The sequence below is a fragment of the Paenirhodobacter sp. CAU 1674 genome (genome assembly GCF_029222945.1).
Taxonomy (GTDB): Bacteria; Pseudomonadota; Alphaproteobacteria; order Rhodobacterales; family Rhodobacteraceae; genus Rhodobacter.
This window is the reverse complement of sequence record NZ_JARHUH010000009.1, coordinates 111,063-137,561: the sequence shown is the minus strand read 5'-3', so window position 1 is coordinate 137,561 and position 26,499 is coordinate 111,063. Positions and strand designations below refer to the sequence as shown.

Below are 26,499 nucleotides of genomic sequence, written 5' to 3'. Positions count from 1 at the left end.
CAAACACGGAGGATTTCATGCCCGATCTTGCAACGCTGCTGCCGCTGGTGGCGATCCTGATGGCCGTCGGCGCCTTCGCCGGCGTTCTGGCGGGGCTTCTGGGCGTGGGCGGCGGCATCGTTCTGGTGCCCGCGTTCTTCTATCTGTTTTCCGGTCTGGGCTATGGCAGCGACGATCTGATGCAGATCTGCGTGGCGACCTCGCTGGCGACGATCATCGTCACCTCGGCGCGCTCGGTCATGGCGCATCACGGCAGGGGGGCGGTCGACTGGGTCATCCTGCGGCAATGGGCGCCGCTGATCATGGTGGGCGCGATTGCCGGGGTGATGGTGGTGGCGCAGCTGCGCACCCAGACCCTGCAGGTGATCTTTGCGGTGATGGTCTTTGCCATCGCCAGCTACATGATCTTCGGCAAATCCAGCTGGCGGCTGTCCGACCAGCTGCCCGGCGGGCTGTTCCGGGCCTGGTTCGGGCCGCTGATGGGGTTCGTGTCGGTGCTGCTGGGGATCGGCGGCGGTTCGATCGGCACGCCGATGCTGACGCTGCACGGGGTGCCGATCCATCGCGCGGTGGCGACCTCGGCGGGATTCGGCATCACCATTGCGCTGCCCTCGGCGATCGGGTTTCTGCTGACCCGCGCGCCGCATGCGCCGCCCTATACCATCGGCGCGGTCAATATCCCGGCCTTCCTGATCGTGATCGCGATGACCACCTTCACCGCCCCTTTGGGGGCCGCGCTGGCCCACCGTCTGGACCCGAAGCCGCTCAAGCGCGTCTTCGCGGGCTTTCTGATGCTGGTCGCGCTGAACATGCTGCGCAAGGCACTGTTCTGAGCGGGTTCATCTTGCCGAAAACACCTCGGGGTGCGGGGCAGGGGCCGCGCCCTATTTGATCCCGCGCGCCTTTGCCGCGTTCCACAGCGCGTCCATTTCCGCAAGATCGCTGTCGGCAGGCGCCTTGCCGCGTGCTTTCAGTTCATCCTCGATATAGCTGAAACGCCGGGTGAATTTTCCATTCGCAGCGCGCAGCGCGGCCTCGGGGTCGATCCCCAGATGCCGGCCCAGATTGACCATCACGAACAGTAGATCGCCATATTCCTCGGCCAGTTCCGCCGCGCCCAGATGATCGCGCGCCTCGACCAGCTCGCCTGCCTCTTCCACCACCTTGGCCAGAACCTCGTCGGTCGAGGGCCAGTCGAACCCCACCCGCGCCGCGCGGTTTTGCAGCTTGAGCGCCCGGGTCAGGGCCGGCAAGCCAAGCGCCACGCCATCCAGCGCCCCGCCCTCGGCGCGCCCCGCGCGTTCGGCGGCCTTGATCCGCTCCCAGTCCGCGGTCTGCTGTTCGGGGCTCTTGTCGCGGCTTTCATCGCCGAAGACATGCGGATGACGCGCCACCATCTTGGCGTTGATCGCCCGCAGCACGGCGGCCACGTCGAAATGCCCGGCCTCGGCCGCCATCTGCGCGTGATAGACGACCTGCAGCGCCAGATCGCCCAGCTCGCCCTCCAGCTCGCCCCAGGCCTGCCGCGCGATCGCATCGGCGACTTCATGCGCCTCTTCAATGGTATAGGGCGCGATCGAGTCGAAATCCTGTTCGATGTCCCAGGGGCAGCCGGTCTGCGGATCGCGCAGGCATTCCATGATCGCCACCAGCCGCGCGAATTGCGCGGCGGCATCTCCGCTGGCGTCAAAGATCTGTGCGTCGGTCGGTTTCGCCATTGCGCTGCCCTCGGGTTTGGAGTGATCTGGCGCCATCATCCCCAAGACAGAGCCAGAGTAAACCCATGCCCGTCCTGAACCGTATCGCCGCCCTCGCCCCCGAGATGACCGAATGGCGCCGCTTCCTGCACCAGAACCCGGAACTGGAATTCGACCTGCCGGTGACCTCGGGCTTCGTGGCGGGCAAGCTGCGCGAATTCGGCGTGGACGAAATCCACGAAGGCATCGCCACCTCGGGGATCGTGGCGCTGATCCACGGGCAGAAGCCGGGCCCGGTGATCGGCTTGCGCGCGGATATGGACGCGCTGCCGATCGACGAGATCACCGGCGTGGACTATGCCTCGCAGAACCCCGGCAAGATGCATGCCTGCGGCCATGACGGGCATACGACGATGCTGCTGGGGGCGGCGAAATACCTGGCCGAGACGCGCAATTTCGCAGGCACCGTGGCGCTGATCTTCCAGCCCGCCGAAGAAGAAGGCGGCGGTGGCGAGGTGATGGTGCGCGAAGGGGTGATGGATCGTTTCCGCATCGCGCAGGTTTATGGCATCCACAACGCGCCGAATGTGCCCTTCGGGCATTTTCACACGACGCAGGGCCCGCTGATGGCGGCGGTCGATACCGCCTGGGTCACGGTCAAGGGGCTGGGCGGGCATGGCGCCACGCCACATGAATGCGTCGATCCGGTGGTGGCGATCACGACGATGGTCGGCGCGCTGCAGACCATCGTCAGCCGCAACCTCTGTGCGCTTGATGAGCTGGTCGTTTCGATCACCCAGATCCATGTCGGCACCGCCAGCAACATCATCCCCGAGGAAGGCTGGTTTTGCGCCACGATCCGGTCGTTCACCCCCGAAGTGCGCGATCTGGCCGAGAAACGCTTCCGCGAGATCGTGGAAGGCCAGGCCGCGGCCTTTGGCGTGAAGGCCGAAATCACCTATGATCGCGGCTATCCGCCCACCGTCAACGACGCCGCCCAGGCCCGGTTCGCCGCCGATGTGGCGCGCGATGTGTCCGGCGCCGATGCGGTGCTGGACGATGCCGGCCGCGAGATGGGCGCCGAGGATTTCTCCTACATGCTCGAGGCGCGCCCCGGCGCCTATCTGTTCATGGGGATCGGCCCGGGCCCCGGGCTGCACCACCCGGCCTATGATTTCAACGACGAGGCCGCCCCGATCGGCGCCAGCTTCTTTGCGCGGCTGGTCGAACGCGCGCTGCCGCTGTCCTGACCGGGCAAGAGGGGGCGCTGCCCCCTCGGGCCTGCGGCCCTTCACCCCCGGGATATTTCGTCCAGAAAGAAAAACGAACCCGTCCCTGCGCTTCTTTCTGGCCGAAATATCCCGGGGGTGAGCCCGGAACGGGCGAGGGGGCAGCGCCCCCCTGGACGGCTGCGTTCGCGGGTCCGGCCCACAGTCGCGTGACGCGCGCCCGGCGTGCCTTGCCAAGGGCAGGGGGCGCAGCTAGGGTGCGCGCCGAAAACAAGGGTGGTTCGCGGGGGCGCGGGCTGCTCTCAGGCCCGCAAGAAAGGACCATATCATGTTCGCAACTCCCGCTTTCGCTCAGGCTGCCGGTGGCGCCGGTGGTGCTGCCGCCTTTGGCCAGTTCCTGCCGCTGATCCTGATCTTCGTGATCATGTATTTCATGCTGATCCGTCCGCAGCAGAAAAAAGCCAAGGAACATAAGGCGCTGATCGAAGGCCTGCGGCGCGGGGATCAGGTCATCACGCAGGGTGGGATCATCGGCAAGGTGACCCATGTGCGCGAAGATGGCGAGCTGGAAGTCGAAATCGCGACCGGCGTCAAGGTGCGCGTGGTGAAAGCGACGATCGTTCAGGTCCTGTCGAAAACCGAGCCCGCCGCGAACGCCGGCTAAGTAGGGTTACGCCGTCATGCTGCAGATTCCGCTCTGGAAGCGCGTCATCATCATCGGTCTGTGCCTTCTGGGGCTGGCCATGGCGGCGCCGAACCTGTTCTACCCACGCGTCGAGGCGCATAACGATGCGGTTGCCGCGCTGGAAAAGACCGGCGCGCTGACCGACGCGCAGGCTGCCGCCCGTGCGGGCTGGCCCGATTTCCTGCCCTCGGGGCTGGTCAATCTGGGGCTGGACCTGCGCGGCGGTGCGCATCTTCTGGCCGAGGTTCACCTGGCCGAAGTCTACAAGGCGCGGATGGATGCGATCTGGCCCGAGGCCCGCAAGGTGCTGGCGGCCGAACGCGCAACCATCGGCGCGGTGCGTCGCGCGCCCTCGCCGCAGGACGAGCTGCGCATCCAGATCGGCAACCCCGAACAGATCGCACGCGCGGTCGAGGTTGCGCGCACGCTGGCCAGCCCGGTCGTGACCCTGACCGGCGTCGGGCAGAACGATCTGGAGGTGACCGGCGAAGGCGATACGATCACCATCCGTCTGAGCCCCTCCGAACAGGCCGCCACCGATGACCGCACGATGCAGCAATCGCTGGAAATCGTGCGCCGCCGTGTCGATGCGGCGGGCACGCGCGAACCCACGATCATGCGTCAGGGGCAGGACCGCATACTGATCCAGGTGCCGGGGATCGGCTCGGCCGCGGAACTCAAGGCTTTGATCGGCACCACCGCCAAGCTGACCTTCCATGCGGTCGTCGGGCGTGGCTCGAACCCCGATGCGGCGCCGGGGGCGGGCAATATCCTGCTGCCCGCCGCCGATCAGGACGGGCTATATTATGTGCTCGATCAGGTGCCGGTGGTGACCGGCGACGAGTTGACCGACGCACGCCCCGATACCGACCAGAACGGCTACCCGGCCGTGGCCTTCCGGTTCAATCCGACCGGTGCGCGCACCTTCGGTGACTATACCGCTGCCAATATCGGCCAGCCCTTCGCCATCGTGCTGGACGGCAAGGTGATTTCCGCCCCCACGATCCAAAGCCATATCGCCGGCGGATCGGGCATCATCACCGGGCGCTTCAGCGTGCAGGAGGCGACCGATCTGGCGCTGCTGCTGCGGGCGGGCGCGCTGCCGGCGGGCATGACCTTCCTGGAAGAACGCACCGTCGGCCCGGAACTGGGCCAGGACAGCATCGACGCGGGCCGCATCGCGGCGGGCGTCGGGCTGGTCGCCGTGGTGGGCTTCATGGTCGCAAGCTATGGCCTGTTCGGCGTCTTCGCCTCGGTCGCGCTGCTGATCAACATCGCGATGATCTTCGGCTTCATGTCGATGATCGGCGGCACGTTGACGCTGCCGGGCATCGCGGGGATCGTGCTGACCATCGGCACGGCCGTCGATGCCAACGTGCTGGTGTTCGAACGCATCCGCGAGGAAATGCGCCACGCCAAGGGGCCCGCGCGCGCGATCGAGCTGGGCTATGAAAAGGCAATGTCGGCCATCGTGGATGCGAACGTCACCACCTTCATCACCGGCGTGATCCTGTTCGTTCTGGGCGCAGGCCCGGTGCGCGGCTTTGCCGTCACGCTGATCATCGGCATCGTGACCTCGGTCTTCACCGCAATCTGGGTGACGCGGCTGATGGTCTCGGCGTGGTTCGCGCGCCGTCGTCCGAAAACCCTGGTTCTGTAAGGAGGGAACGTCATGGCATTCCGGCTCAAACTCGTTCCCGATCACACCACGTTCGATTTCTTCAAACATGCGTGGCTGACCTTTGGTGCCTCGGTGGTGGCGACGATTGCCTCTATCGTGGTGGCGCTGGTGCTGGGGCTGAACTTCGGCATCGACTTCAAGGGCGGCACCACGATCCGCACCGAATCCACGCAGGCGCTGGATGTGGGGCTCTATCGCGGGGCGATTGCGCCGCTCAACCTTGGCGATGTGTCGATCACCCAGGTCTTTGATCCGAATTTCGGACCCGATCAGCATGTGTCGATGATCCGCATCCAAGCCCAGGACGGTGCCGAGGCGATCACCCCCGACACCATCGCTGCGGTCGAGGCGGCACTGCAGGGCGTCGACCCGGCGGTGAAATTCATCTCGACCGAAAGCGTCGGGCCGAAAGTCTCGGGCGAGCTGATCTGGACGGCGGTCTGGTCGGTTCTGGCGGCAACGCTGGCGATCGTGGTCTATGTCTGGCTGCGCTTCGAATGGCAGTATTCCATCGGCGCGCTGGCCGCGCTGGTGCATGACGTGACGCTGACGGTGGGGTTGTTCGCGCTGTTCCAGATCCGGTTCGATCTGACGATCATCGCGGCGCTGCTGACGATCCTGGGCTATTCGATCAACGACACCGTGGTCGTGTTCGACCGGCTGCGCGAGAATCTGATCAAATACAAGACGATGCCGCTGAAGGACGTGATGAACGTCTCGGTCAACGAGACGCTGTCGCGCACGGTGATGACCTCGGGCACGACGCTGATCGCGCTGATTTCCCTGCTGGTTCTGGGCGGCGATGTGATCCGCGGCTTCGTCTTCGCGATGACCTGGGGCGTGATCGTGGGCACCTATTCCTCGGTCTATGTGGCGAAGAACATCGTGCTGTTCATCGGGCTTGACCGCAACAAGAAGCCCGAAGACCCCTCGGCCAAATTCTTTACCGAAGGGGCACAGAATGCCGATAACTGAGGCCGAATTTGGATCGTCGCTGCCGGTTGACGGCTACGGCCCGGGGTTCTTCCGCGTTGCAGGCGTGGTCTATCGCGGCGGCGTGGTGGTCGAGGCCGGCAGCGTCGGGCCCTGGGGCGGCTATGCCGACCGCGCGCCGCTTCTGGCGCTGGCGGACAAGGTCGATGTGCTGTTCGTCGGCACCGGGCCGGAAATCGCCTTCCTGCCGCGCGATCTGGTGGATGACCTGGGCAGGGTCGGGCTGATGGCCGAACCGATGTCCAGCCCCTCGGCCGCGCGCAGCTACAATGTGCTGCTGTCCGAAGGCCGCCGCGTCGCCTGCGCCCTGCTGCCGATGCCCGGTGACGTGCCCGCCTGAGCCCGTGTTTCAACATGGCCCCGCGCGGCCCGATCTGGTAAGCCCTAGCCCATGACCATGCTCAGCGTCGAAAATCTGGCCGTGACCCGGGGCGGTCTGCCCGTGCTGGAAGGGGTAAGCTTTGCCCTGGAGGCCGGCCATGCGCTGGTGCTGCGCGGGCCCAACGGGATTGGCAAGACGACGCTGTTGCGCACCCTGGCCGGGCTGCAACCGGCGCTGAACGGCACGGTCTCGATGCCGCCCGAAACCATGGCCTATGCCGCCCATGCCGACGGGCTGAAATCGACGCTGTCCGTCACCGAGAACCTGATGTTCTGGGCTTCGGTCTATGGAACGGGCGCGATTGATGCAGCACTTGACCGGATGAACCTGCGACAACTGGCCGAGCGCGCCGCGCACAGCCTGTCGGCGGGGCAAAAACGCCGCCTTGGCCTTGCGCGCCTGCTGGTCACCGGGCGGCCGGTCTGGGTGCTCGATGAACCGACCGTTTCGCTCGACGCGGCCTCGGTCGCGCTGTTCGCCGAGGCGGTGCGCGCGCATCTGCGATCGGGCGGTGCGGCGCTGATGGCCACCCATATCGACCTCGGGCTGGAGGAGGCGCGGGTTCTGGATCTTGCCCCGTTCAAGGCCCGCCCGCCCGAAGAGGGTGGTATCGCCGGCAGTTTCGACGAGGCTTTCGCATGAACGCGCGCCTGTCCCCCCATTGCGCCCCCAAGGACGCCGGGATGCCTCCGGCGGGAGTATTTTTTCAAGGAGAAGGGATTTCTTCTTGGCCCAAATACTCCCCGCGGAGCGTCCGCGGCTGGGCCCTGTGCGGAGGTTTGGCATGATCGCGCTTTTGACACGGGATCTGCGGCTGGCGGTGCGGGCGGGCGGGGGCTTCGGGCTTGGGCTTGCGTTCTTTCTGATCGTGGTCACGCTGGTGCCGTTTGGTGTCGGGCCCGAGGGCGGTGTGCTGGCGCGGATCGCGCCGGGGATTTTGTGGCTGGGCGCGCTTTTGGCCTGCCTGCTGTCGCTCGACCGGATCTTCGCGCTGGATTTCGAGGATGGCTCGCTCGATCTGCTGGCCACCGCGCCGATCCCGCTGGAAGGCGTGGTCAGCGTCAAGGCGGCGGCGCATTGGCTCACCACGGGTCTGCCGCTGGTTCTGGCCGCGCCGGTGTTCGGGGTGCTGCTGCATCTGCCGCAGCCAGCCTATTTCTGGCTGGTGGTCTCGCTGATGCTGGGCACGCCGGCGCTGTCGGTTCTGGGCACCTTCGGCGCGGCGCTGACGGTGGGGTTGAAGCGGGGCGGGTTGCTGTTGTCGCTGCTGGTGCTGCCGCTGTATGTGCCCACCCTGATCTTTGGCGCCGAGCTGGTGCGGCGCGGCGCCAATGGCATGGACACGCAGGTGCCGCTTCTGATGCTGGCCGGGATCACCGCGGCCTGTGTTGCGGTGGTGCCTTTCGCGTCGGCTGCGGCGATCCGCGTCAATCTGCGCTAGGTATCCCGCGCGCATACATGATAGTGATTTGAGCGCGAACGAACAGGAAAGTAGCAAGACCGCATGTCGATCTGGGAATATGCCAATCCGAAGAAATTCATGCAGACCTCGTCCTGGGCCTTGCCCTTTGTGACAGTGGGGGCTGTGGGCTGTCTGGCCGTGGGGCTGTTCTGGGGGTTCTTCCTGACGCCCGAGGCCACGAATTTCGGCTCGACCGTCAAGGTGATCTATGTCCATGTGCCCTCGGCGATGATGGCCATCAACATCTGGGTGATGATGCTCGTCACCTCGCTGATCTGGCTGATCCGGCGCCACCATGTGTCTGCGCTGGCCGCCAAGGCCGCGGCGCCTATCGGCATGGTGATGACGCTGATCGCGCTGATCACCGGGGCGATCTGGGGCCAGCCGATGTGGGGGACCTGGTGGGAATGGGACCCGCGGCTGACCTCGTTCCTGATCCTGTTCCTGTTCTATCTGGGCTACATGGCGCTGTGGGAGGCGATCGACAACCCCGACACCGCCGCCGATCTGACCGGCGTGCTGTGCCTTGTCGGGTCGGTCTTCGCACTGCTCAGCCGCTATGCGGTGAATTTCTGGAACCAGGGGCTGCATCAGGGGGCGACGCTGTCGCTCGACAAGCAGGAGAACATCTCGGATGTCTATTGGTTCCCGCTTCTGCTGTGTATCGCGGGCTTCGTGTTGCTGTTCGTCACGTTGCTGCTGCTGCGCACCCGCACTGAAATCCGGGCGCGCCGCCTGAAGGCACTGGAACAGAGGGAGCGCATGGCATGATGCCGGAACTGGGCAAATACACCGTCACGGTGATGGGGTCTTATATCGCCACGATCGCGCTGCTGGCGGTGCTGGTGGCGCTGACGCTGTGGAAGGGGGCGCGGGTCAAACGCGCGCTGGACGCGCAGGAAGAACGGATGAAGAAGAATGGTTAAGCCGCTGATGCTGTTGCCGCCGCTGCTGTTTGCGGGGCTGGCGGGTGTGTTCATCTGGGGCATGGGGCGCGACGATCCGAACGCGATGCCCACCGCGCTGGCGGGCAAGCCCGCACCGGGCGTGCAGCTTGAACCGCTGGGGCAGGCCGAGGTTTTCGGGGACGCGGATCTGCGCGACGGCAAGATCAAGCTGGTGAACTTCTGGGCCTCGTGGTGCGCGCCCTGCCGGGTCGAGCATCCCAACCTGATGGCGATGGCCGGTGATGGCGTGGAAATTCTGGGCGTGAACTGGAAGGACAAACCCGATCAGGGCCTGGGTTTCCTGGCCGATATGGGGGACCCTTTCGCCAAGGTCGGGGCCGATCCCAAGAACAGGATGGGTCTTGACTGGGGCGTCGCCGGCGTGCCCGAGACCTTTGTCGTCGATGGCGAAGGCACGGTGCTGTTCCGGATTTCCGGCCCGATCACCCAGCGTGTGATCGACGAGCAGCTGTCCGAAGTGCTGGCGGGCGAGGGCGAGTAAGCCCGCGCCCGAAGCCGACGGAAGATCAGGGTAGACGGGGCAGGCGGGTCGGGTGCCGCTCCATCTGCGCCCATTCGGGCCAAAGTCCGAAATGATCCAGCGCGACAATCGTCAGCACCGCAGCCACTGCCACTGCCGCAATCTTCAACTGCAGCATGGAGGGCGGACGCCGCGCCCATTTCGCCATGCGCAGCAGCCAGTTGGGGTTCACGCCTCGGGCTCCAGAAAGCGGACCTTGCCGATGAAGGGCAGGTTGCGGTTGCGTTGGGCGAAGTCGATGCCATAGCCCACGACGAAATCGTCGGGGATCTCGAACCCGGTCCAGGTGGCGCGCACATCGACCTCGCGCCGCGCCGGTTTGTCCAGCAGCGCACAGCATTCCAGCCGCCGCGGCTTGCGCGCCCGCAGCAGGCCCATCACATGTTTCAGCGTATGCCCGGTGTCGACGATGTCCTCGACCACCAGCACGTCGCGCCCCTCGATGCCCGCGCGCAGATCCTTGAGGATGCGCACCTCGCGCGAGGAGGTCATCGCATCGCCATAGCTTGACGCCTCAAGGAAATCGACCTCGACGGGAAGGCCGATCTCGCGCACCAGATCGGCGATGAAGACGAAGCTGCCGCGCAACAGGCCCACCACCACCAGCTTGTCGGTATCTGCGAAATGCGCCTCGATCTCGTGTGCCAGTGCCTCGACGCGGGCGGCGATGCGCTTGGCCGAGATCAGCTGGTCGATAACATAGCGGCGTTCGGGCATCGGCGGGCTCCTTTGCGGGCGCAGGGCCTTGAAACTCCCCCCCGGTTTATCGCAACAAGGGGCGGAAGGAAACGGGGGTCTGGATGCCGACACATTCGGAAAAGCGGGTGATGCCTTATTCGGCGGCGCAGATGTATGCGCTGGTGGCGGATGTGGCGCGTTACCCGGAATTCTTGCCGTGGAACTCGGCCGCGCGGGTGCGTTCGCGCCGTCCGGGGCCGGAGCCCGGCTCCGAGGTGCTGGAGGCCGATCTGGTGATTTCCTTCAAGGTGTTCCGCGAACGCTTCGGCTCGCGTGCATCGCTGTTTCCGGCGCGTCACCGGGTCGAGGTCGAGTATCTGGACGGGCCGTTCAAATATCTGCGCAGCTGGTGGCAGTTCGCCGACCGTGAAGGGGGCGGCTGCGACGTGGAATTCTTTGTCGATTTCGAATTCCGCAATGCGATCTTGCAAAAGGTGATCGGCGTGGTGTTCGACGAGGCGATGCGCCGGATCGTGCGGGCCTTCGAGGATCGCGCCGTCGCCCTTTACGGCACCGCCTGAAGGCGAGGGCCGCCCGGGAGGGGCGGCCTTTTTTTGGGTGTGACTGCAACGGGATGCGGTCAGGAGTTCATGTCATAGGCGCGCTCGCCGTGGGTTGAAAGGTCAAGCCCGTTGGTCTCGGCTTCCTTGTCGACCCGCATCGGGAAGACCAGCGCGACGAGCTTGGCGATGACCCAGCTCAGCCCCAGCGTATAGACGCCCACGACGGCCAGCGCGCCCAGCTGTGCCACCCAGGAACCGTGGCCGAAGACCGCGATCATCACGGTGCCGAAGATGCCGCCCACGCCATGCACGGCGAACACGTCCAGCGTGTCGTCGATGTGCAGCCGCTCGCGGATCAGCACCACGGCTTCCTGGCACAGGATGCCGGCGATGGTGCCGATCGCCAGCGCCTCCAGCGGGCCGACATAGCCCGAAGCGGGCGTGATCGAGGCCAGACCCGCGATGGTGCCGGTGACGATGCCCACCAGCGACGAGCGGCCGAACTTGATCCGCTCCCACGCGGCCCAGCTGAGGCTGGCGGCGGCGGCGGACAGGTGGGTGACGGTGATCGCCATCGCCGCGCCACCGTCGGCGGCCAGTTGCGAGCCGCCGTTGAAGCCGAACCAGCCGACCCACAGGAACCCCGCGCCCATCGCCACCATGCCGGGATTATGCGGGGGCGTGGTGCGGTGGCGCCGCGGCCCGATCATCACCGCCAGCAGCAGCGCCGCCAGCGCGGCGGTTTCATGCACCACGATACCGCCCGCGAAATCGCGCGTGCCCGTGGCGCCCCAGATCCCGCCATCGGCCATGATCCCGCCGCCCCAGATCCAATGTGTGACCGGCGCATAGACCAGCAGCATCCACAGCGCGGAAAACGCCATCACGAAAGCGAAGTTCACCCGCTCGACAAAGGCGCCGAGGATCAGCGCGGGGGTGATGATCGCAAAGGTCATCTGAAAGGCGAAGAAGGCGATCTCGGGCTGGGTGCCGCGCAACGTGGCCGCGTCGACCCCGATCAGCCCCGTGCGCGCCAGTCCGCCCCACCAGCCGTTTGCCGTGCCGAAGGCCACCGAATAGCCGCCCAGCAGCCACAGCACGCTCATCAGCGCGGCGATGGCAAAGCACTGCATGAACACGGACAACACGTTGCGCGCCCGCACCAGACCGCCATAAAACAGCGCAAGCCCCGGCAGCGTCATCAGCAGCACCAGCGCCGTGGCCACCATGACCCAGGCCGTATCCGCTCCATTCATCCCCGAATCCCTCCGATTTATCCTCGGATCGGGCAGGACCATGGCGCCTCCGCCAATGAAAGAGGCATTTCTGCCGGATTGGCGCTTAAATATAGGGCGGATTGGCTATTGCATAAATTATGTGCGGAGTTTTTGCCGTTGCTTCATAATTTAATCGGTTTGCGAATCTGTGTGCAGCGCCCCGGCCAGCAGTGCCAGCGCATGATCGCGGGCCGCCAGCCGCACCTGTGCCCGCCCCAGGGCGCCAAATTCGACGGTTTCGACCCGTGTCGCGCGGCCCTGTTGCGCAAGGCCGAAACAGACGCGGCCCTCGGGTTTGAACTCGGACCCGCCGGGGCCTGCGATGCCGGTGATCGCCACCGCAAGCGTTGCCTGCGAATGCGCCAGCGCGCCTTCGGCCATCTCGCGCGCGACGGGTTCGGACACGGCGCCATGCGCGGCCAGCGTCGCCTCGGACACGCCCAGCATGTCGTGCTTGGCGGCGTTGGAATAGGTCACGAAGCCACGGTCCAGCACCTTGGACGACCCCGGCACATCGGTCAGCGCCACAGCGACCATGCCGCCGGTGCAGCTTTCGGCGGTGGTGATGCGCGCGCCTTGCGCCCGCGCGGCGGCCAGGATCTCGGCGGGGCTCACATCAGCACCGCATGGTAAAGCCCGGCCAGCACAAGCGTGCAAAGCCCGGCGAAGATGCCCGCCCACAGATCGTCCAGCATCACGCCCGCCGGATCGTGGCGCCGGTCGGCGCGGCCCACCAGCCAGGGCTTCCAGATGTCGAACAGGCGGAACAGCAGGAAGGCCGCCACGGGACCGGGCCAGACCATCGACATGTCGCGCATCCAGAACCCCGCGGCGGGGAACAGCAGCGCCAGCCACATGCCCGCCACCTCGTCGATGACGATTTCCGAAGGGTCGTCACCGGGCCGGTCCTTGAGTTCGGCGGCGACGGTATAGAACCCAAGCGCGGTGACGGCCAGTGTGGCCACGACCAGGGGGATGAACCCCAGATAGCGTTCGATCGCCCAGCCCAAGGCCAGCGCCGCAGCCGAACCCCAGGTGCCGGGTGCAGGGCGCAGCAGGCCCACGAAGAAGAACGTGTTGATGGCGCGCAGCATGGTTCAGGCTCCGATCAGGGTTGCGGTGGCAAGGGCGGCGATGCCCTCTTCGCGGCCGGTGAAGCCCAGCCGCTCTGACGTGGTGGCCTTGACCGAGATCCGGTCGGCGGGCAGGCCCATGATCCGGGAAAGTTCCTGTGCCATGTCAAGGGCATGCGGGCCGATCTTGGGGCGTTCGCAGACCAGCGTCACATCGACATTCGAGATCCGGTAGCCTTTGGAGTCCGCCAGCTTCACGGCGTGATCGAGGAAGATCCAGCTGGCCGCGCCCTTCCATTGCGGGTCCGAGGGCGGGAAGTGCCGCCCGATATCGCCCATCGCCAGCGCGCCATAGATCGCGTCGGTCAGCGCGTGCATGCCCACATCCGCATCGGAATGGCCCAGCAAGCCCTTGGAATGGGGCAGTTTCACGCCGCACAAGACGACATGATCGCCGTCGCAGAATGCGTGAACGTCATAGCCATTGCCCAGCCGCACATCCATGGATGCCTCCTTTCGGGACCGCAGGATCGCCTCGGCGCGGGCGAAGTCCTGCGGGTAGGTCAGTTTCAGATTGTCTTCGCTGCCGGGCACAATGTCCACCGCCAGCCCGGCGGCGCGGGCCACTTCCACGTCATCGGCAGCGCCGCCCGGGTGGGCGCGATGCGCGGCCAGAATTTCGGCAAAACGGAAGCCCTGCGGCGTCTGTGCGCGCCACAGGCCGGTGCGGTCCTGGGTGCCGGTCACCTGGCCTTCGGCCCCGCGCCACAGCGCATCGGTGACGGGCAGCGCGGGGGCGGCGGCGGGCGCATGACCAAGCGCGGCCAGAACGCGTTCGACCAGATCGCGCGGCACCAGCGGGCGCGCGCCGTCATGGATCAGAACCTTGGAAATCTGTGTTCCATCAAGGGCTTCGAGGGCGTTCTTCACGGACTGATCGCGACTGTCGCCCCCCGCAATCAGCGTGACCGTGCCGCCAAACAGCGCCAGCCCGCGCGCCATGTCATCGGGGTGCAGCACCACGATCACCCGGCCAAATCCCGCAAGCGCCGCGACGGTATGGGCAAGCACCGGTTGTCCCGCCAGATCGCGCCATTGCTTGGGCAGGCCTGCGCCTGCGCGGGTGCCACGCCCGGCGGCCACGATGATCACCGCAACTGTCATGCTGCCTCCACGTTTCTGCGTCAAAGGCTTAGGCGATGCAGCGATATGACGCAATCGGCGCTTTTCCCGCGGGCTCTGCGGCATATTTCCGCGCAAGTCGGATTAAATTTTGGGCGATTGCTGATTTTTGCCGCCTTTTGCTGGCCTCGGAATTGTGATTCCCATATCAAGTCGCTACCTGAGGGAAGACTTCTATGACAGGGCCGCATGTGACGATCGCACTCGATACAGTCCAACTTACGCCTCCGGTGCTGCTGGCGCCGATGGCGGGGATCACCGATCTGCCGTTCCGGCGGATGGTGGCGCGCTTTGGCGCGGGGCTTGTCGTGTCGGAAATGGTGGCCTCGGGCGAGATGCTGACGGCGAAACCCTCGGTGCGGGCCAAGGCGCGGATCGAACTGGGGCTGGATCTGCCAAGCTCGGTGCAGCTGGCCGGGCGCGAGGCGCAGCCGATGGCCGAGGCCGCGAAGATCGTGGCCGACATGGGCGCCAAAATCATCGACATCAACATGGGCTGCCCGGCGAAAAAGGTTACGGGCGGGGCCTCGGGTGCGGCGCTGATGCGCGATCCCGACCATGCGCTGCGGCTGATCGAGGCAGTGGCCGGGGCGGTCGACCTGCCCGTGACGCTGAAGATGCGGCTGGGCTGGGACGATGAAACCCGCAACGCCGCCCATATCGCCCGGCGCGCCGCGGCGGCGGGGGTGCGGATGGTGGTGATCCACGGGCGCACCCGGATGCAGTTCTATCAGGGGCAGGCCGACTGGGCGGCGATCCGCGATGTGGTCGAAGCGGTCGATGTGCCGGTTGTCGCCAATGGCGACATCATCGACGCCCACAGCGCGGCGCGGGCGCTGCGCGACAGTGGCGCGGCGGGGGTGATGGTCGGGCGCGGCGCGCAGGGTGCGCCCTGGCGGCTGGCGCAGATTGCCCATGCCCTTTATGGCGTGCAGGCCCCGGACGTGCCGCGCGGCGACGATCTTTCCGATTTTATTTCAGAGCATTACGAGGCGATCTTGAGCTTTTACGGGCGCGATGTGGGGCTGCGTTTGGCGCGCAAGCATCTGGGCTGGTATGCCGATGACTGCGGCGCGCCGCTGCGGGCGGAAATGATGACCGCGCAAACCCCCGAGGCGGCGCTGGCGCTGATCCGCGCGGCCTTTGGCGAAAGGATTGCCGCATGAACCTGCCGCCGCCCGGAATCATCTGGAACTCGCTGCCGACGCCCGCGCTGCTGATCAATGCCGCCGACCGCGTCGAAGAGGTCAACCCCGCAGCCGAGCTGTTCCTGAATCTGTCGGCCAAGGCGCTGAAAGGGCAGTCGATCCTGGAGCGGCTGGCGATTTCGGCGCCGCTGGAAGAGATTTTCGAACGCGTCCGCAAGAACCGCTCGGCGTTGTTCGTCAACGATGTCGATGTGACCACGGGCGAACGTGCCCCGGTGCAGTGCAACCTGCAGGCGGCCCCTGTGGGCGATGACCCCGACACCGTTCTGTTGCTGATTTCCCCGCGCGAGATTGCCGACCGGCTGGGCCGCGCGAGCATGGTGAAATCGGCCGCGCGCTCGGCGATCGGCATGGCCGAGATGCTGGCCCATGAAATCAAGAACCCGCTGGCGGGTATCGCCGGGGCCGCGCAATTGCTGAGCATGAACCTGAGCGGCGACGATCTGGAACTGACCGATCTGATCGTCGATGAAACCCGGCGCATCGTGAAGCTGCTGGAACAGGTCGAACAGTTCGGCAACGTTCGTCCGCCGGAAAAGAAGCCGGTCAATATCCATGACGTGCTGGACCGCGCGCGCAAATCTGCCGCCGTGGGGTTTGGCGCGCATATGACGATCATCGAGGATTACGACCCCTCGCTGCCGCCGACGCTGGGCGATGCCGATCAGCTGACGCAGGTCTTCCTGAACCTGCTGAAAAACGCCGCCGAGGCGGCCCGGGGCGAGGGCACGATCCGGCTGCACACCTTCTACGACCTGTCGCTGCGGTTGCGCCGCGCCGATGGCAAGGGGCAGGCGCTGCCCCTGCAGATCGAGGTGATCGACGATGGCCCGGGCATCCCGTCCGACATCGCCAGTTCGATCTTCGAGCCCTTCGTGTCGGGGCGTGAAAACGGCACCGGCCTTGGCCTCGCGCTGGTGTCCAAGATCATCTCGGATCACGACGGCTGGGTCAGTCTCGACTCGGTGCCCGGCCGCACGATCTTTCGCATTTCCCTGCCTGTCGCCCCGAAGGAGACCTGACCGATGGACGGCACCGTTCTTGTAGCTGATGACGACCGTACGATCCGCACCGTGTTGACCCAAGCGCTGACCCGTGCGGGGTGCAAGGTCCATGCGACCGCCTCGCTGATGACGCTGATGCGTTGGGTCGAAGAGGGCAAGGGCGATCTGGTGATCTCGGATGTGATGATGCCCGATGGGAACGGGCTCGAGGCGCTGCCGCGGATCGCGCAGGAACGCCCGGGCCTGCCGGTGATCGTGATTTCCGCGCAAAACACCATCATGACCGCGATTCAGGCCGCCGAGGCCGAGGCCTATGATTATCTGCCCAAGCCCTTCGATCTGCCCGATCTGATGAAGCGTGCCGCTCGCGCGCTGGAACAGAAGCGCAAGGCGCAGGTGGCCCCCAAGATGATCGAGACGCCGCGCACCGAAGGCGGCGATCTGCCGCTGGTCGGGCGCACCGCGGCGATGCAGGCGCTCTATCGGCTGGTAGCGCGGGTGATGAATGCCGATCTGCCGGTGCTGATCTCGGGCGAGTCGGGCACGGGAAAATCGCTGATCGCTCGGGCGATCCACGATTTTTCCGACCGTCGCACGCTGCCCTTCGTGGTCGCGCAGGCGGCCGATCTGCAGGGCGCCGACGGGCCTTCGGCGCTGCTGGCGCGGGCCAAGGGCGGCAGTCTGGTGTTTGACGAGGTGGGCGATTACGACGATGAAACCCAGGGCCGGATCGTGCGGATGCTTGACGCGCTGCCCGATCCCGCGCCGCGGATCATGGCCACGACGCAGGTCGATCTGTCCGCGCTGATGGAGGCCGGGCGCTTCCGTCAGGATCTGTTCTATCGTCTGGGGGGCGTCACGCTGGCGGTGCCGGGGCTGCGCGAACGGGTCGAGGATATTCCCCTTCTGGCCGAGCATTTCCTGACCCGCGCCGAGCGTGACGGTCTGGGCATGCGGCGCTTCTCGAACGAGGCGATGGCGCTGGTGCGGGCCTATGCCTGGCCGGGCAATGTGCGGCAGCTGGAAAACACGATCCGGCGGCTGGTGGTGACCTCGTCCGAAGAGGAAATCACCCGCGCCGAGGTCGAATTCGTGCTGGGCAACCAGCCCGCGATCGAACCGTTGCGTCAGGGAGGCGAGGGCGAGAAGCTGTCGACCTCGATCGCGCGGCATCTGCGGCGCTATTTCGACCTGCACGGCGGAAACCTGCCGGCGCCCGGGTTGTATGACCGGATTCTGCGCGAAATGGAGGCTCCGCTGATCGAAATCGCCCTGGATGCGACGGGCGGGAATCAGGCCAGATGTGCGGATCTGCTGGGCATCAACCGCAATACCTTGCGCAAGAAGATCACCGATCTTGATATTCAGGTGACACGGCGCCGCAAACTGATGTAAACCCGCAACAGGGGTTTGTGGCAAATCTGTCGGGTGCGGATTCGGTGCCAGCCCATGTGACCGGGGGGCCAGTTTGCGCAGCGTTGCACATCGCACAGCTTGGGATCAGCTGGTTCGGCTGCGCCGTCAGCGGCGGTTTCAGAATGCGGTAACGCTGGGGCTGACGGTTCTGGGGCCGGTTCTGGCTGTGGCGACCTTCACCGTTCTGGGGCCGATGGGGCAGGGCGCCGACAGCACGGCGCTGCGGCTGATCCTGCTGGCCGACTTCATCTATTTCCTGCTGCTGGCCGGGCTGATCGTGATGCGTCTGGTGCAGATGCTGGCGGCGCGGCGGGCGCAGGCCTCGGGCTCGCGGCTGACGCTGCGGCTGACCGGGGTGTTTGCGGGCATCGCGCTGGTGCCGACGGTTCTGGTCGCGCTGTTTGCCGGGCTGACGGTGAACATCGGGCTGGAGGGCTGGTTTTCGGACCGGGTGCGCGAGGTGGTGGGCACCTCGCTGACCGCGGCCGAGGCCTATCAGGAAGAACACCGCCGCGATCTGATCGCCGATGCCGAGGCGCTGGCGGGCTTTCTGAACCTGCGCCGCCAGGCCGCGACCTTCATGGCCGACGGCGATCTGCGCGAGCTGCTGCAGGCCGGGCAGGCGGGCATCCAGCGCGGGTTGAAAGAAGCCTATGTCATTGACGGAACAGGTGAAATCGTCGCCCGGGGCGAGCGCAGCTATCTGTTCGATTACGAAAAACCCGGCCCGGAAAAGCTGGTCGAGGCGCAAAAGGGCGCGACCGCGCTGATCGAGGATTGGGACAACAGCGAATTTCGCGCGCTGATCCGGCTGGATGCCTTCGTCGACCGATACCTCTATATTTCGCGCACGGTGGACGGCAAGATCCTGTCGCTGCTGGACGATACGCGCGAGACAGTGACGCTCTATCAGCAGTTGGAAACCTCGCGCGGGCGGGTGCTGTTCGAATTCGGGCTGGTCTACGTCGGTTTTGCGCTGATCCTGATTCTGGCGGCTGTCTGGATCGGGCTGTGGTTCGCTGAACGGCTGAGCCGTCCGATCGGCCGGCTGGCGGCGGCGGCGGAACGGGTCGGCGCGGGCGATCTGGATGCGCGGGTGATCGAGGCCGAAGGCGACGATGAAATCGCCACGCTCGGCGCCAGTTTCAACCGGATGACGCGGCAGTTGAAGGGGCAGCGCGAGGCCTTGGTCGAAAGCCATCGCGCAACCGAGGAACGGCGGCGGCTGTTCGATTCCGTGCTGTCCTCGGTCACCTCAGGGGTTGTGGGGCTTGACGCGGCGGGCGAGGTAGACTTCCTCAACCGCTCGGCCACGCGGATGCTGGGGCTGGATCCCGCGCGTGACCATGACCGCCCGCTGGCCGATGCCGTTCCTGAATTTGCAAACCTGTTCAGTCGGTTGCAGGACGGTCTTCACGAAGTGGTTCAAGAGGAGATCCGGGTCTCTCGCGGGGGGCGTCTGGAAAGCCTGCTGGTGCGGATGGCGCTGCGGCGGGGCAACGATGGTGCGCCCGAAGGCTATGTGGTGGCGTTCGACGATGTGACCGAACTGGTCTCGGCGCAGCGCATGGCGGCCTGGGGCGACGTGGCCCGCCGCATCGCGCATGAAATCAAGAACCCGCTGACCCCGATCCAGCTGTCGGCAGAACGGATCAAACGCAAATATACCCGCCTGACCGAGGGCGAGGATGCCGAGATCCTGGAACAGCTGACCGGCGTTATCATTCGTCAAACCAATGACTTGCGGCGCATTGTTGATGAGTTTTCACGCTTCGCCCGGATGCCCGAACCCGACCGGCGCGACCATGATCTGGCGCGGCTGATGCGCGATGCGGTATTGCTGCAAGAGGGCGCGCTGCATGGCGCGCAGCTCAGCGCGGATCTGCCCGAAGATCCGGTGATCGTGGAACTCGATGCCACGATGATCTCGCAGGCGGTTACAAATCTTATCAAGAACGCGGGCGAAGCCATTGAAAGCGTTTTCGAAAAAGGTGCGCCAGAAGGCTATGCGCCGGAGGTCCGCGTCAGTATGGAGGCCACGCCCGAGCAGGTCACGATCCGCATCGCCGACAATGGCATCGGCCTGCCGCCCGACCGCTCGCGCCTGTTCGAACCCTATGTGACGACCCGTGCCAAGGGCACCGGGCTGGGCCTGCCGATCGTCAAGAAGATCATCGAGGAACATGGCGGAACGCTGGTCCTGACCGACGCCCCCGCCTTCACCCCCGGCGCGCCCTGCGGGGCGCTTGCCGAAATCCGCCTGCCGCGCGCCCGTGCAGGCCATCGTGCCATCAAGGACAGTGACTGACATGAGTGACATTCTGATCGTTGACGACGAAAAGGACATCCGCGAACTGATCGCCGATATTCTGAAGGACGAAGGCTTTGCCACCCGTCTGGCGGCCAATTCCGACGATTGCATGGACCAGATCAACGCCGAGGCGCCGGCGCTGATGATCCTGGATATCTGGCTGAAAGACAGCCGGATGGACGGGATCGACATTCTGAAAACCGTCAAACGCGACAATCCCGACATCCCGATCATCATCATCTCGGGGCATGGCAATATCGAAATCGCGGTCGCCGCGATCAAGCAGGGCGCCTATGACTTCATCGAAAAGCCGTTCAACATCGACCAGCTGATGGTGGTGATCTCGCGCGCGATGGAAACCTCGCGGCTGCGGCGCGAAAATTCGAGCCTGCGGCGGCGCGACCTGCATTCGGGCGAGATGCTGGGTGCCTCGGCGGCGTTTCGCAAGCTCAGGGATCAGCTTGACAAGGTGACCAAATCGAACGGGCGGGTGATGCTGACGGGCGAGCCGGGGTCGGGCAAGGAATCGGCCGCGCGCTATATCCATCAGCATTCGAGCCGGGCCTCCGCGCCCTTCATCACCGTCAATTCGGCCTCGATCGCGCCCGAACGGATGGAAGAGGTGCTGTTTGGCCGCGAAACCGCCGAACGCGGCATCGAAAAGGGCCTGCTGGAACAGGCGCATGGCGGCGTGGTCTATTTCGACGAGGTGGCGGAAATGCCGCCGGGCACGCAATCCAAGATCCTGCGCGTGCTGACCGAACAGCAGTTCATGCGGGTGGGCGGCACCGACAAGGTGCGCGTCGATCTGCGGGTGATTTCCTCGACGACCCGCGATCTGCCTGCCGAAATCGCCGCCGGGCGCTTCCGTCAGGAACTTTACGATCGGCTGAACGTCGTGCCGATCGCGGTGCCCGCCCTGGCCGAGCGGCGCGAGGATGTGCCGCTTCTGGCCAGCCATTTCATCGAGGCATTCAACCGCACCCAGGGCCTGCCCGCGCGGGTGATTTCCGAAGACGCGGCGGCGATGATGCAGACGATGGACTGGCCCGGCAACATCCGCCAACTGCGCAATGTGATCGAGCGCGTGCTGATCCTGGGCGAGGGCACGGGCGAGATCGAGGCGCGCGAATTGCCCGGCGAGACCGCCCCCGCCGAAGAGGGCCGGATCATTCTGGGCGGGGCGCTGGCCACGCTGCCGCTGCGCGAGGCGCGCGAGCTGTTCGAACGCGAATATCTGCTGACCCAGATCAACCGTTTCGGCGGCAATATCTCGCGCACGGCGAATTTCGTCGGCATGGAACGCTCGGCCCTGCATCGCAAGCTGAAAAGCCTCGGCGTCGTCACCTCGGCCAAATCCGGCGCCCGGGTGGCGCATCTGGAAGACGAGGACGAAGATCTCTGAGCGGCCGCAGGGGCCCGGCCTTGGAATGAGTATTTTTGCCAAGAAGAAGGGACAGGATTTCTTCTTGGTGCAAATACTCCCGCCGGAGGCGTCCGCCGCCCGGGCCGGGCGCGCGATTGACCGGACCTGCGGGGCCGCATAGAACGGGTGCCAGACAGGCGCAAAGAGGGTTGGCCCATGAAAGTGATCATCTGCGGCGCGGGTCAGGTCGGCTGGCAGATCGCGCGGCATCTGGCGGGCGAGCGCAACGATGTGACCATCGTCGACAGCAACCCCGAACTGGTGCGCCGGGCCTCGGACACGCTGGATGTGCAGGGGGTGGTCGGCTTTGCCTCGCATCCCGATGTGCTGGACCGGGCCGGTGCGCGCGATTGCGACCTGATCATCGCCGCGACCCATTCGGACGAGGTGAACATGGTCACCTGTCAGGTCGCGCAATCGGTTTTCGGCATCACCCGCAAGATCGCGCGAATCCGGGCGCAAAGCTATCTGGCGCCGCAATATTCCGATCTTTACCGCCGCGATCACCTGCCGATCGATGTGATTATCAGTCCCGAACGCGAGGTGGCCGAGGCTGCCTTGCAACGGCTGGCGGCGCCGGCGACTTTCGATACGGAAAGCTTCCTGAACGGGCAGGTGCAGTTGCTGGGGATCGTGCTGGACGAGGATTGCCCGGTGCTGAACACCGCGCTGCGCCAGCTGACCGACCTGTTCTCGACCCTGCGCGCGATTGTCGTTGGCGTGCGCCGCGAGGGGCGGCTGTTCGCGCCCGAGCCGGGCGACCAGCTGTTCGCGGATGATCAGATCTATGTCTTTGCCCATACCGAGGATGTGAACCGCACGCTGGAAATCTTCGGCAAGGCGACGAAGAAGCAGGAACGCATCGTCATCATCGGCGGCGGCAATGTCGGTCTGGCGGTGGCGCGGGCGTTGGAGGCGCGTTCGGACCGGGTGCGTGCCAAGGTGATCGAACGCAGCCGGCCCCAGGCCGAGCGCGCCGCCGATGCGCTGGAGCGCACCATCGTGCTGAATGGCGACGGGATGAGCGCGGAACTGCTGGAAGAGGCCAATATCGCGCGCGCCGATGCGGTGCTGGTCGTCACCGATGACGACAAGACCAACATTCTGGTTGCGGTGCGTGCCAAGCAGGCGGGCTGCAAGATGGCGATTTCGCTGGTCAACGACCCGACACTGGTGCCGCTGATGGCGCCTTTGGACATTGACGCCTATATCAACCCGCGTGCGACCACCGTCAGTTCGATCCTGCGCCATATCCGGCATGGGCGGGTGCGGGCGATCTATTCGATCGGAGATGCCGAGGCCGAGGTGATCGAGGCGCAGGTGATGGGCACCTCGCCGATTGCGGGCAAGATGCTGCGCGATATCGACTTCCCCGAGGGCGTGCTGATGGGGGCGCTGAAAAAGGGCGACCGGGTGCTGAAACCTGCAGGCGATACCAAGATCGAAGAGGGCGATGTGATCGTGCTGTTCGCGCTGGCCGCCGATGTGCCTGTGGTGGAGCGCCTGTTGCAGGTCTCCATCGACTTTTTCTGAGGCGCGGCGATGCTGGCCCGGAGACTGCAGGATCTGCCGCTGATCGTGATCCTGATGGGGATCGGCGCGCTGGCGATGTTCGTGCCGGCGGTGCATGCCTATATGCTGCGCGATTATGCCATTGCGCGGCCGTTCCTGTATTCGGGCACACTGTTTTCGGCGCTGACGGTGCTGCTGGCGCTGGCCACGGTGTCGAACCCGCGCGGCCATCAGGGGCGCTCGCATCTGCTGGCGATGCTGGGGGCCTTCACGCTGTTGCCGCTGATGCTGGCGGTGCCGTTCAACGAGGCGGTGCCCGATACCGGGCTGTTCAACAGCTGGTGGGAGATGGTGTCGGATCTGACCACCACGGGCGGCACGCTTTACGATCCCGCGCGTCTGGCGCCGAGCCTGCATCTGTGGCGCGCGCTGGTCGGCTGGATGGGCGGGTTCTTCATGCTGGTGATGGCGATCGCGGTGCTGGCGCCGCTGCGCCTGGGCGGGTTCGAGGTGTTCTTTTCCGGCGGCGCGCAGGGCGCGGCGATGACGCGCGCGGCGGTGTCCGACGGCGGGGCCGAGGCGGGCGAGCGGATCGTGCATTACACGCTGCGGCTGCTGCCGGCCTATCTGGGGCTGACGCTGGCGCTGTGGGTGGGGTTGCTGATTGCGGGCGATCCGGCGCTGGTGGCGCTGTGCCATGCGATGTCGACGCTGTCGACCTCGGGAATTTCGCCGGTCGGCGGAGTGGGTGGCGCAGCTTCGGGGCTGGGCGGGGAGCTGGTGATCTTCCTGTTCCTGATCCCGGCGGTGTCGCGCCGTTTCTGGCCCGGCGGCGGCGAGCTGCGCGCGACCGAGCGGCTGCGCGACGACCCCGAGCTGCGGCTGGCCGCGGCATTGGTGCTGCTGGTGCCCACGGTGCTGTTCATGCGCCACTGGATCGCCGCGCTCGACGTGCAGACCCCGGCCGCGACGCTGGGGCCGATCGTGAAATCCTACTGGGGCGGGTTGTTCACCTCGTTGTCGTTCCTGACCACGACCGGCTTTGAATCGAGCACCTGGGACGATGCGCGGCATTGGTCGGGTCTGGGCACGCCCGGGCTCATTCTGGCGGGGCTGGCGATCACCGGGGGGGGCGTTGCGACCACGGCGGGTGGCGTGCGGCTGCTGCGGGTTTATGCCCTGCTGCGTCATGGCGAACGCGAACTGGACAAGCTGGTGCATCCCGCTTCGATCGCCGGAGGCGGCGATGTGGCGCGGCGGCTGCGGCGCGAAGGCGCCTATATCGCCTGGATCTTCTTCATGCTCTTTGCGATGTCGATTGCGGTGGTGATGATGGGGGTGTCGCTGGCCGGGCTGGAATTCGAACCCGCCACGATCCTGTCGATTGCGGCGCTGTCGAATACCGGTCCGCTGGCCTCGGTGGCGGCCGATGTGCCGCTCAGCTGGGCGGCATTGTCGGACCCGACCAAGGCCATTCTGGCCTGTGCCATGGTGCTGGGGCGGCTGGAAACGCTTGCGATTATCGCGCTTTTCAACCCCGAGTTTTGGCGCGCCTGAGCCGCGCGCGGAAGCGTTGCGATACAATATTTCGCCAAGGCAGCGCTAACGGGCTGTTTTTAGGGGTGGAATCTCCTGGTTTCTTACGCATACTGACTTGAGGGGCGGTGAAACGCCCGAACGCGCGACAAGAATATAAAGGCATAATAAAAAATGGCTGCCGACAAACAGAACCTTCAAGACGCATTTCTGAACCATGTGCGCAAGACCAAGGTTCCGGTCACGATTTTCCTCATCAACGGGGTGAAATTGCAGGGCGTGATCACTTGGTTCGACAATTTCTGCGTGCTTTTGCGCCGTGATGGCCAATCGCAACTGGTCTACAAGCACGCGATCTCGACGATCATGCCGGGTCAGCCGATCTCGCTGTACGAGGGCGAAGACTGAGCGATCCTGTCTCCTCTTTTGCCAAGGTCACGCGCGCCTATGTCCTGCATCCCGATCTGAAGTCGGCTGCGGGATCGCGGCGCTTGCCCGAACATGGGCTGGCCGAGGCGGTCTCTTTGGCCGCCGCCCTGCCGGACCTGGAGGTCGTGGGGGGCGAAGTCGTGCGCCTGCCCAAGATCCACCCGGGCCACCTGTTCGGCACCGGCAAGCTGGATGAGATCAAGCAGAAGCTGGCCGATCTGGAGGTCGATCTGGTTCTGGTCGACGGGCCCGTAAGCCCGGTGCAGCAGCGCAATCTGGAAAAGGAATGGGGGGTCAAGCTGCTTGACCGGACCGGGCTCATTCTGGAAATCTTCGCCGACCGTGCGCGCACCCGCGAGGGCGTGCTGCAGGTCGAACTGGCCGCACTGAGCTATCAGCGCACGCGGCTGGTGCGGGCCTGGACCCACCTGGAACGCCAGCGCGGCGGCTTCGGCTTTGTCGGCGGCCCGGGCGAGACGCAAATCGAGGCCGACCGCCGCGCCATCGACGAGCAGGTCATCCGCATCAAGCGCCAGCTGGCCAAGGTGGTGAAAACCCGCGAATTGCACCGCGCCGCGCGCCGCAAGGTGCCGTTCCCCATCGTCGCGCTGGTGGGCTATACCAACGCCGGAAAATCCACGCTGTTCAACCGGATGACCGGCGCCGACGTGCTGGCCAAGGACATGCTGTTCGCGACGCTCGACCCGACGATGCGCGGCATCACGCTGCCCTCGGGGCGCAAGGTCATCATGTCCGACACGGTGGGCTTCATCTCGGATCTGCCGCACGAACTGGTCGCGGCCTTCCGTGCGACACTGGAAGAGGTGCTGGAAGCCGATCTGATCTTGCATGTGCGCGACATTTCCCACCCCGAGACCGAGGAACAGGCCGCCGATGTCGGCGATATTCTGGAATCTCTGGGTGTGGATGAGGATGTGGCGCTGATCGAGGTCTGGAACAAGATCGACGCGCTGAGCGAACAGACCCGCGCGGCGTTGCTGGTGCAGGATGCGCGGCGGTCGGATGTGCAGGCGGTCTCGGCCCTGACCGGCGAGGGCTTCGCCGCCCTTCTGGCCGCAATCGAGGCCCGGCTGAGCGAAGAACGCCACGACACCACGCTGGAGCTGAGCTTTTCGCAAGGCCGCGCCCGCGCCTGGCTGCACGAACAGAACGTTGTGCGCTCCGAGACCCAGACCGACACCGGCTGGCGCCTGGATGTCAACTGGACGGCGACACAGCGCGCGCGGTTCGCGGCGCTCTGACCCCC

Annotated in this window: 28 protein-coding genes; 21 read left to right on the top strand and 7 right to left on the bottom strand. The window is 65.6% G+C overall.

Annotated features, from left to right (window positions below):
• Nucleotides 1-17: 17 nt before the first annotated feature.
• On the top strand, nucleotides 18-833 hold the full coding sequence (locus P2G62_RS13935) for a sulfite exporter TauE/SafE family protein (protein WP_275735509.1): 816 nt from the start codon (nucleotides 18-20) through the stop codon (nucleotides 831-833).
• 51 nt (nucleotides 834-884) lie between these two features.
• On the opposite strand, the gene mazG is transcribed toward P2G62_RS13935, so the two are convergent.
• Nucleotides 885-1,718 carry a nucleoside triphosphate pyrophosphohydrolase gene (gene mazG / locus P2G62_RS13930; protein WP_275735508.1) on the bottom strand — a complete coding sequence of 278 codons (834 nt, stop codon included), beginning with the start codon at nucleotides 1,716-1,718 and terminating at the stop codon, nucleotides 885-887.
• A gap of 65 nt (nucleotides 1,719-1,783) precedes the next feature.
• Here mazG and P2G62_RS13925 point away from each other — a divergent pair, with 65 nt between their 5' ends.
• From P2G62_RS13925 to P2G62_RS13880, 10 genes are all read left to right on the top strand, one after another.
• Entirely contained in the window at nucleotides 1,784-2,947 is a 1,164-nt protein-coding gene (locus tag P2G62_RS13925; RefSeq protein WP_275735507.1) for a M20 aminoacylase family protein, read from the top strand.
• Nucleotides 2,948-3,254: 307 nt separating this feature from the next.
• Nucleotides 3,255-3,590, top strand: a complete 336-nt coding sequence (yajC, locus tag P2G62_RS13920) for a preprotein translocase subunit YajC (protein ID WP_275735506.1) — start codon at nucleotides 3,255-3,257, stop codon at nucleotides 3,588-3,590.
• A gap of 16 nt (nucleotides 3,591-3,606) precedes the next feature.
• Complete coding sequence (gene secD / locus P2G62_RS13915) at nucleotides 3,607-5,271, top strand: protein translocase subunit SecD (RefSeq protein ID WP_275735505.1); 1,665 nt, start codon at nucleotides 3,607-3,609, stop codon at nucleotides 5,269-5,271.
• Nucleotides 5,272-5,283: 12 nt separating this feature from the next.
• Nucleotides 5,284-6,267: a protein translocase subunit SecF gene (gene secF, locus P2G62_RS13910; RefSeq protein ID WP_275735504.1), complete on the top strand. Its 984-nt coding sequence runs from the start codon at nucleotides 5,284-5,286 to the stop codon at nucleotides 6,265-6,267.
• Nucleotides 6,254-6,625: an Mth938-like domain-containing protein gene (locus tag P2G62_RS13905; protein ID WP_275735503.1), complete on the top strand. Its 372-nt coding sequence runs from the start codon at nucleotides 6,254-6,256 to the stop codon at nucleotides 6,623-6,625. Before secF ends, P2G62_RS13905 begins: the two co-directional genes overlap by 14 nt.
• A gap of 51 nt (nucleotides 6,626-6,676) precedes the next feature.
• Nucleotides 6,677-7,309 (top strand): heme ABC exporter ATP-binding protein CcmA, encoded by a 633-nt coding sequence (gene ccmA, locus P2G62_RS13900; protein ID WP_275735502.1) that lies wholly within the window; start codon nucleotides 6,677-6,679, stop codon nucleotides 7,307-7,309.
• A 142-nt stretch (nucleotides 7,310-7,451) separates the two neighbouring features.
• Nucleotides 7,452-8,108: a heme exporter protein CcmB gene (gene ccmB / locus P2G62_RS13895; RefSeq protein ID WP_275735501.1), complete on the top strand. Its 657-nt coding sequence runs from the start codon at nucleotides 7,452-7,454 to the stop codon at nucleotides 8,106-8,108.
• A gap of 63 nt (nucleotides 8,109-8,171) precedes the next feature.
• Nucleotides 8,172-8,900 carry a heme ABC transporter permease gene (locus tag P2G62_RS13890; protein WP_275735500.1) on the top strand — a complete coding sequence of 243 codons (729 nt, stop codon included), beginning with the start codon at nucleotides 8,172-8,174 and terminating at the stop codon, nucleotides 8,898-8,900.
• Nucleotides 8,897-9,055: a heme exporter protein CcmD gene (gene ccmD / locus P2G62_RS13885; RefSeq protein WP_275735499.1), complete on the top strand. Its 159-nt coding sequence runs from the start codon at nucleotides 8,897-8,899 to the stop codon at nucleotides 9,053-9,055. The genes P2G62_RS13890 and ccmD overlap by 4 nt, the downstream gene beginning before the upstream one ends.
• On the top strand, nucleotides 9,048-9,578 hold the full coding sequence (locus P2G62_RS13880) for a DsbE family thiol:disulfide interchange protein (RefSeq protein WP_275735498.1): 531 nt from the start codon (nucleotides 9,048-9,050) through the stop codon (nucleotides 9,576-9,578). Before ccmD ends, P2G62_RS13880 begins: the two co-directional genes overlap by 8 nt.
• A 25-nt stretch (nucleotides 9,579-9,603) precedes the next feature.
• On the opposite strand, the gene P2G62_RS13875 is transcribed toward P2G62_RS13880, so the two are convergent.
• Complete coding sequence (locus P2G62_RS13875; RefSeq protein WP_275735497.1) at nucleotides 9,604-9,789, bottom strand: hypothetical protein; 186 nt, start codon at nucleotides 9,787-9,789, stop codon at nucleotides 9,604-9,606.
• Complete coding sequence (gene hpt / locus P2G62_RS13870) at nucleotides 9,786-10,334, bottom strand: hypoxanthine phosphoribosyltransferase (protein ID WP_275735496.1); 549 nt, start codon at nucleotides 10,332-10,334, stop codon at nucleotides 9,786-9,788. Before hpt ends, P2G62_RS13875 begins: the two co-directional genes overlap by 4 nt.
• A gap of 83 nt (nucleotides 10,335-10,417) precedes the next feature.
• On the opposite strand from hpt, the gene P2G62_RS13865 reads away from it, so the two are divergent.
• Nucleotides 10,418-10,876 carry a type II toxin-antitoxin system RatA family toxin gene (locus P2G62_RS13865; RefSeq protein ID WP_275735495.1) on the top strand — a complete coding sequence of 153 codons (459 nt, stop codon included), beginning with the start codon at nucleotides 10,418-10,420 and terminating at the stop codon, nucleotides 10,874-10,876.
• Nucleotides 10,877-10,935: 59 nt separating this feature from the next.
• Here P2G62_RS13865 and P2G62_RS13860 read toward each other — a convergent pair whose 3' ends face one another.
• The 4 genes from P2G62_RS13860 to P2G62_RS13845 all read right to left on the bottom strand — a co-directional run bounded on the left by P2G62_RS13860 (nucleotide 10,936) and on the right by P2G62_RS13845 (nucleotide 14,372).
• Nucleotides 10,936-12,114 carry an ammonium transporter gene (locus P2G62_RS13860; protein ID WP_275735494.1) on the bottom strand — a complete coding sequence of 393 codons (1,179 nt, stop codon included), beginning with the start codon at nucleotides 12,112-12,114 and terminating at the stop codon, nucleotides 10,936-10,938.
• Nucleotides 12,115-12,264: 150 nt separating this feature from the next.
• Nucleotides 12,265-12,750, bottom strand: a complete 486-nt coding sequence (locus P2G62_RS13855) for a CinA family protein (RefSeq protein ID WP_275735493.1) — start codon at nucleotides 12,748-12,750, stop codon at nucleotides 12,265-12,267.
• Nucleotides 12,747-13,229: a phosphatidylglycerophosphatase A gene (locus P2G62_RS13850; RefSeq protein ID WP_275735492.1), complete on the bottom strand. Its 483-nt coding sequence runs from the start codon at nucleotides 13,227-13,229 to the stop codon at nucleotides 12,747-12,749. Before P2G62_RS13850 ends, P2G62_RS13855 begins: the two co-directional genes overlap by 4 nt.
• 3 nt (nucleotides 13,230-13,232) lie before the next feature.
• The gene (locus P2G62_RS13845) at nucleotides 13,233-14,372 is read right to left on the bottom strand and encodes a bifunctional 2-C-methyl-D-erythritol 4-phosphate cytidylyltransferase/2-C-methyl-D-erythritol 2,4-cyclodiphosphate synthase (protein WP_275735491.1); all 1,140 of its coding nucleotides are present in this window, start codon (nucleotides 14,370-14,372) and stop codon (nucleotides 13,233-13,235) included.
• A gap of 194 nt (nucleotides 14,373-14,566) precedes the next feature.
• On the opposite strand from P2G62_RS13845, the gene dusB reads away from it, so the two are divergent.
• The 9 genes from dusB to hflX all read left to right on the top strand — a co-directional run bounded on the left by dusB (nucleotide 14,567) and on the right by hflX (nucleotide 26,494).
• Nucleotides 14,567-15,556 carry a tRNA dihydrouridine synthase DusB gene (gene dusB / locus P2G62_RS13840; RefSeq protein WP_275735490.1) on the top strand — a complete coding sequence of 330 codons (990 nt, stop codon included), beginning with the start codon at nucleotides 14,567-14,569 and terminating at the stop codon, nucleotides 15,554-15,556.
• Complete coding sequence (locus tag P2G62_RS13835) at nucleotides 15,553-16,620, top strand: ATP-binding protein (protein WP_275735489.1); 1,068 nt, start codon at nucleotides 15,553-15,555, stop codon at nucleotides 16,618-16,620. Before dusB ends, P2G62_RS13835 begins: the two co-directional genes overlap by 4 nt.
• Nucleotides 16,621-16,623: 3 nt before the next feature.
• Entirely contained in the window at nucleotides 16,624-17,997 is a 1,374-nt protein-coding gene (locus P2G62_RS13830; protein WP_275735488.1) for a response regulator, read from the top strand.
• Between the two features lie 73 nt (nucleotides 17,998-18,070).
• Nucleotides 18,071-20,326 carry a PAS domain-containing sensor histidine kinase gene (locus P2G62_RS13825; protein WP_275735487.1) on the top strand — a complete coding sequence of 752 codons (2,256 nt, stop codon included), beginning with the start codon at nucleotides 18,071-18,073 and terminating at the stop codon, nucleotides 20,324-20,326.
• A 1-nt stretch (nucleotide 20,327) separates the two neighbouring features.
• Nucleotides 20,328-21,734 carry a sigma-54 dependent transcriptional regulator gene (locus P2G62_RS13820; RefSeq protein ID WP_275735486.1) on the top strand — a complete coding sequence of 469 codons (1,407 nt, stop codon included), beginning with the start codon at nucleotides 20,328-20,330 and terminating at the stop codon, nucleotides 21,732-21,734.
• Between the two features lie 177 nt (nucleotides 21,735-21,911).
• On the top strand, nucleotides 21,912-23,288 hold the full coding sequence (gene trkA, locus P2G62_RS13815) for a Trk system potassium transporter TrkA (RefSeq protein WP_275735485.1): 1,377 nt from the start codon (nucleotides 21,912-21,914) through the stop codon (nucleotides 23,286-23,288).
• Between the two features lie 9 nt (nucleotides 23,289-23,297).
• Nucleotides 23,298-24,824, top strand: coding sequence for a potassium transporter TrkG (locus P2G62_RS13810; protein ID WP_275735484.1), 1,527 nt, complete (start codon nucleotides 23,298-23,300; stop codon nucleotides 24,822-24,824).
• Between the two features lie 153 nt (nucleotides 24,825-24,977).
• The gene (gene hfq, locus P2G62_RS13805) at nucleotides 24,978-25,211 is read left to right on the top strand and encodes an RNA chaperone Hfq (RefSeq protein WP_107323454.1); all 234 of its coding nucleotides are present in this window, start codon (nucleotides 24,978-24,980) and stop codon (nucleotides 25,209-25,211) included.
• On the top strand, nucleotides 25,208-26,494 hold the full coding sequence (gene hflX, locus P2G62_RS13800; protein WP_275735559.1) for a GTPase HflX: 1,287 nt from the start codon (nucleotides 25,208-25,210) through the stop codon (nucleotides 26,492-26,494). The genes hfq and hflX overlap by 4 nt, the downstream gene beginning before the upstream one ends.
• Nucleotides 26,495-26,499: the final 5 nt, after the last annotated feature.

Coding starts and splice junctions, on each gene's coding strand:
- P2G62_RS13935 (WP_275735509.1), top strand. CDS start 18: ATGCCCGATCTTGCAACGCTGCTGCCGCTGGTGGCGATCCTGATGGCC.
- secD (WP_275735505.1), top strand. CDS start 3,607: ATGCTGCAGATTCCGCTCTGGAAGCGCGTCATCATCATCGGTCTGTGC.
- secF (WP_275735504.1), top strand. CDS start 5,284: ATGGCATTCCGGCTCAAACTCGTTCCCGATCACACCACGTTCGATTTC.
- P2G62_RS13880 (WP_275735498.1), top strand. CDS start 9,048: ATGGTTAAGCCGCTGATGCTGTTGCCGCCGCTGCTGTTTGCGGGGCTG.
- P2G62_RS13845 (WP_275735491.1), bottom strand. CDS start 14,372: ATGACAGTTGCGGTGATCATCGTGGCCGCCGGGCGTGGCACCCGCGCA.
- ccmD (WP_275735499.1), top strand. CDS start 8,897: ATGATGCCGGAACTGGGCAAATACACCGTCACGGTGATGGGGTCTTAT.
- hpt (WP_275735496.1), bottom strand. CDS start 10,334: ATGCCCGAACGCCGCTATGTTATCGACCAGCTGATCTCGGCCAAGCGC.
- dusB (WP_275735490.1), top strand. CDS start 14,567: ATGACAGGGCCGCATGTGACGATCGCACTCGATACAGTCCAACTTACG.
- P2G62_RS13830 (WP_275735488.1), top strand. CDS start 16,624: ATGGACGGCACCGTTCTTGTAGCTGATGACGACCGTACGATCCGCACC.
- P2G62_RS13820 (WP_275735486.1), top strand. CDS start 20,328: ATGAGTGACATTCTGATCGTTGACGACGAAAAGGACATCCGCGAACTG.
- P2G62_RS13835 (WP_275735489.1), top strand. CDS start 15,553: ATGAACCTGCCGCCGCCCGGAATCATCTGGAACTCGCTGCCGACGCCC.
- P2G62_RS13810 (WP_275735484.1), top strand. CDS start 23,298: ATGCTGGCCCGGAGACTGCAGGATCTGCCGCTGATCGTGATCCTGATG.
- ccmA (WP_275735502.1), top strand. CDS start 6,677: ATGACCATGCTCAGCGTCGAAAATCTGGCCGTGACCCGGGGCGGTCTG.
- P2G62_RS13850 (WP_275735492.1), bottom strand. CDS start 13,229: ATGCTGCGCGCCATCAACACGTTCTTCTTCGTGGGCCTGCTGCGCCCT.
- P2G62_RS13865 (WP_275735495.1), top strand. CDS start 10,418: ATGCCGACACATTCGGAAAAGCGGGTGATGCCTTATTCGGCGGCGCAG.
- P2G62_RS13905 (WP_275735503.1), top strand. CDS start 6,254: ATGCCGATAACTGAGGCCGAATTTGGATCGTCGCTGCCGGTTGACGGC.
- yajC (WP_275735506.1), top strand. CDS start 3,255: ATGTTCGCAACTCCCGCTTTCGCTCAGGCTGCCGGTGGCGCCGGTGGT.
- trkA (WP_275735485.1), top strand. CDS start 21,912: ATGAAAGTGATCATCTGCGGCGCGGGTCAGGTCGGCTGGCAGATCGCG.
- P2G62_RS13925 (WP_275735507.1), top strand. CDS start 1,784: ATGCCCGTCCTGAACCGTATCGCCGCCCTCGCCCCCGAGATGACCGAA.
- P2G62_RS13860 (WP_275735494.1), bottom strand. CDS start 12,114: ATGAATGGAGCGGATACGGCCTGGGTCATGGTGGCCACGGCGCTGGTG.
- ccmB (WP_275735501.1), top strand. CDS start 7,452: ATGATCGCGCTTTTGACACGGGATCTGCGGCTGGCGGTGCGGGCGGGC.
- P2G62_RS13890 (WP_275735500.1), top strand. CDS start 8,172: ATGTCGATCTGGGAATATGCCAATCCGAAGAAATTCATGCAGACCTCG.
- mazG (WP_275735508.1), bottom strand. CDS start 1,718: ATGGCGAAACCGACCGACGCACAGATCTTTGACGCCAGCGGAGATGCC.
- hfq (WP_107323454.1), top strand. CDS start 24,978: ATGGCTGCCGACAAACAGAACCTTCAAGACGCATTTCTGAACCATGTG.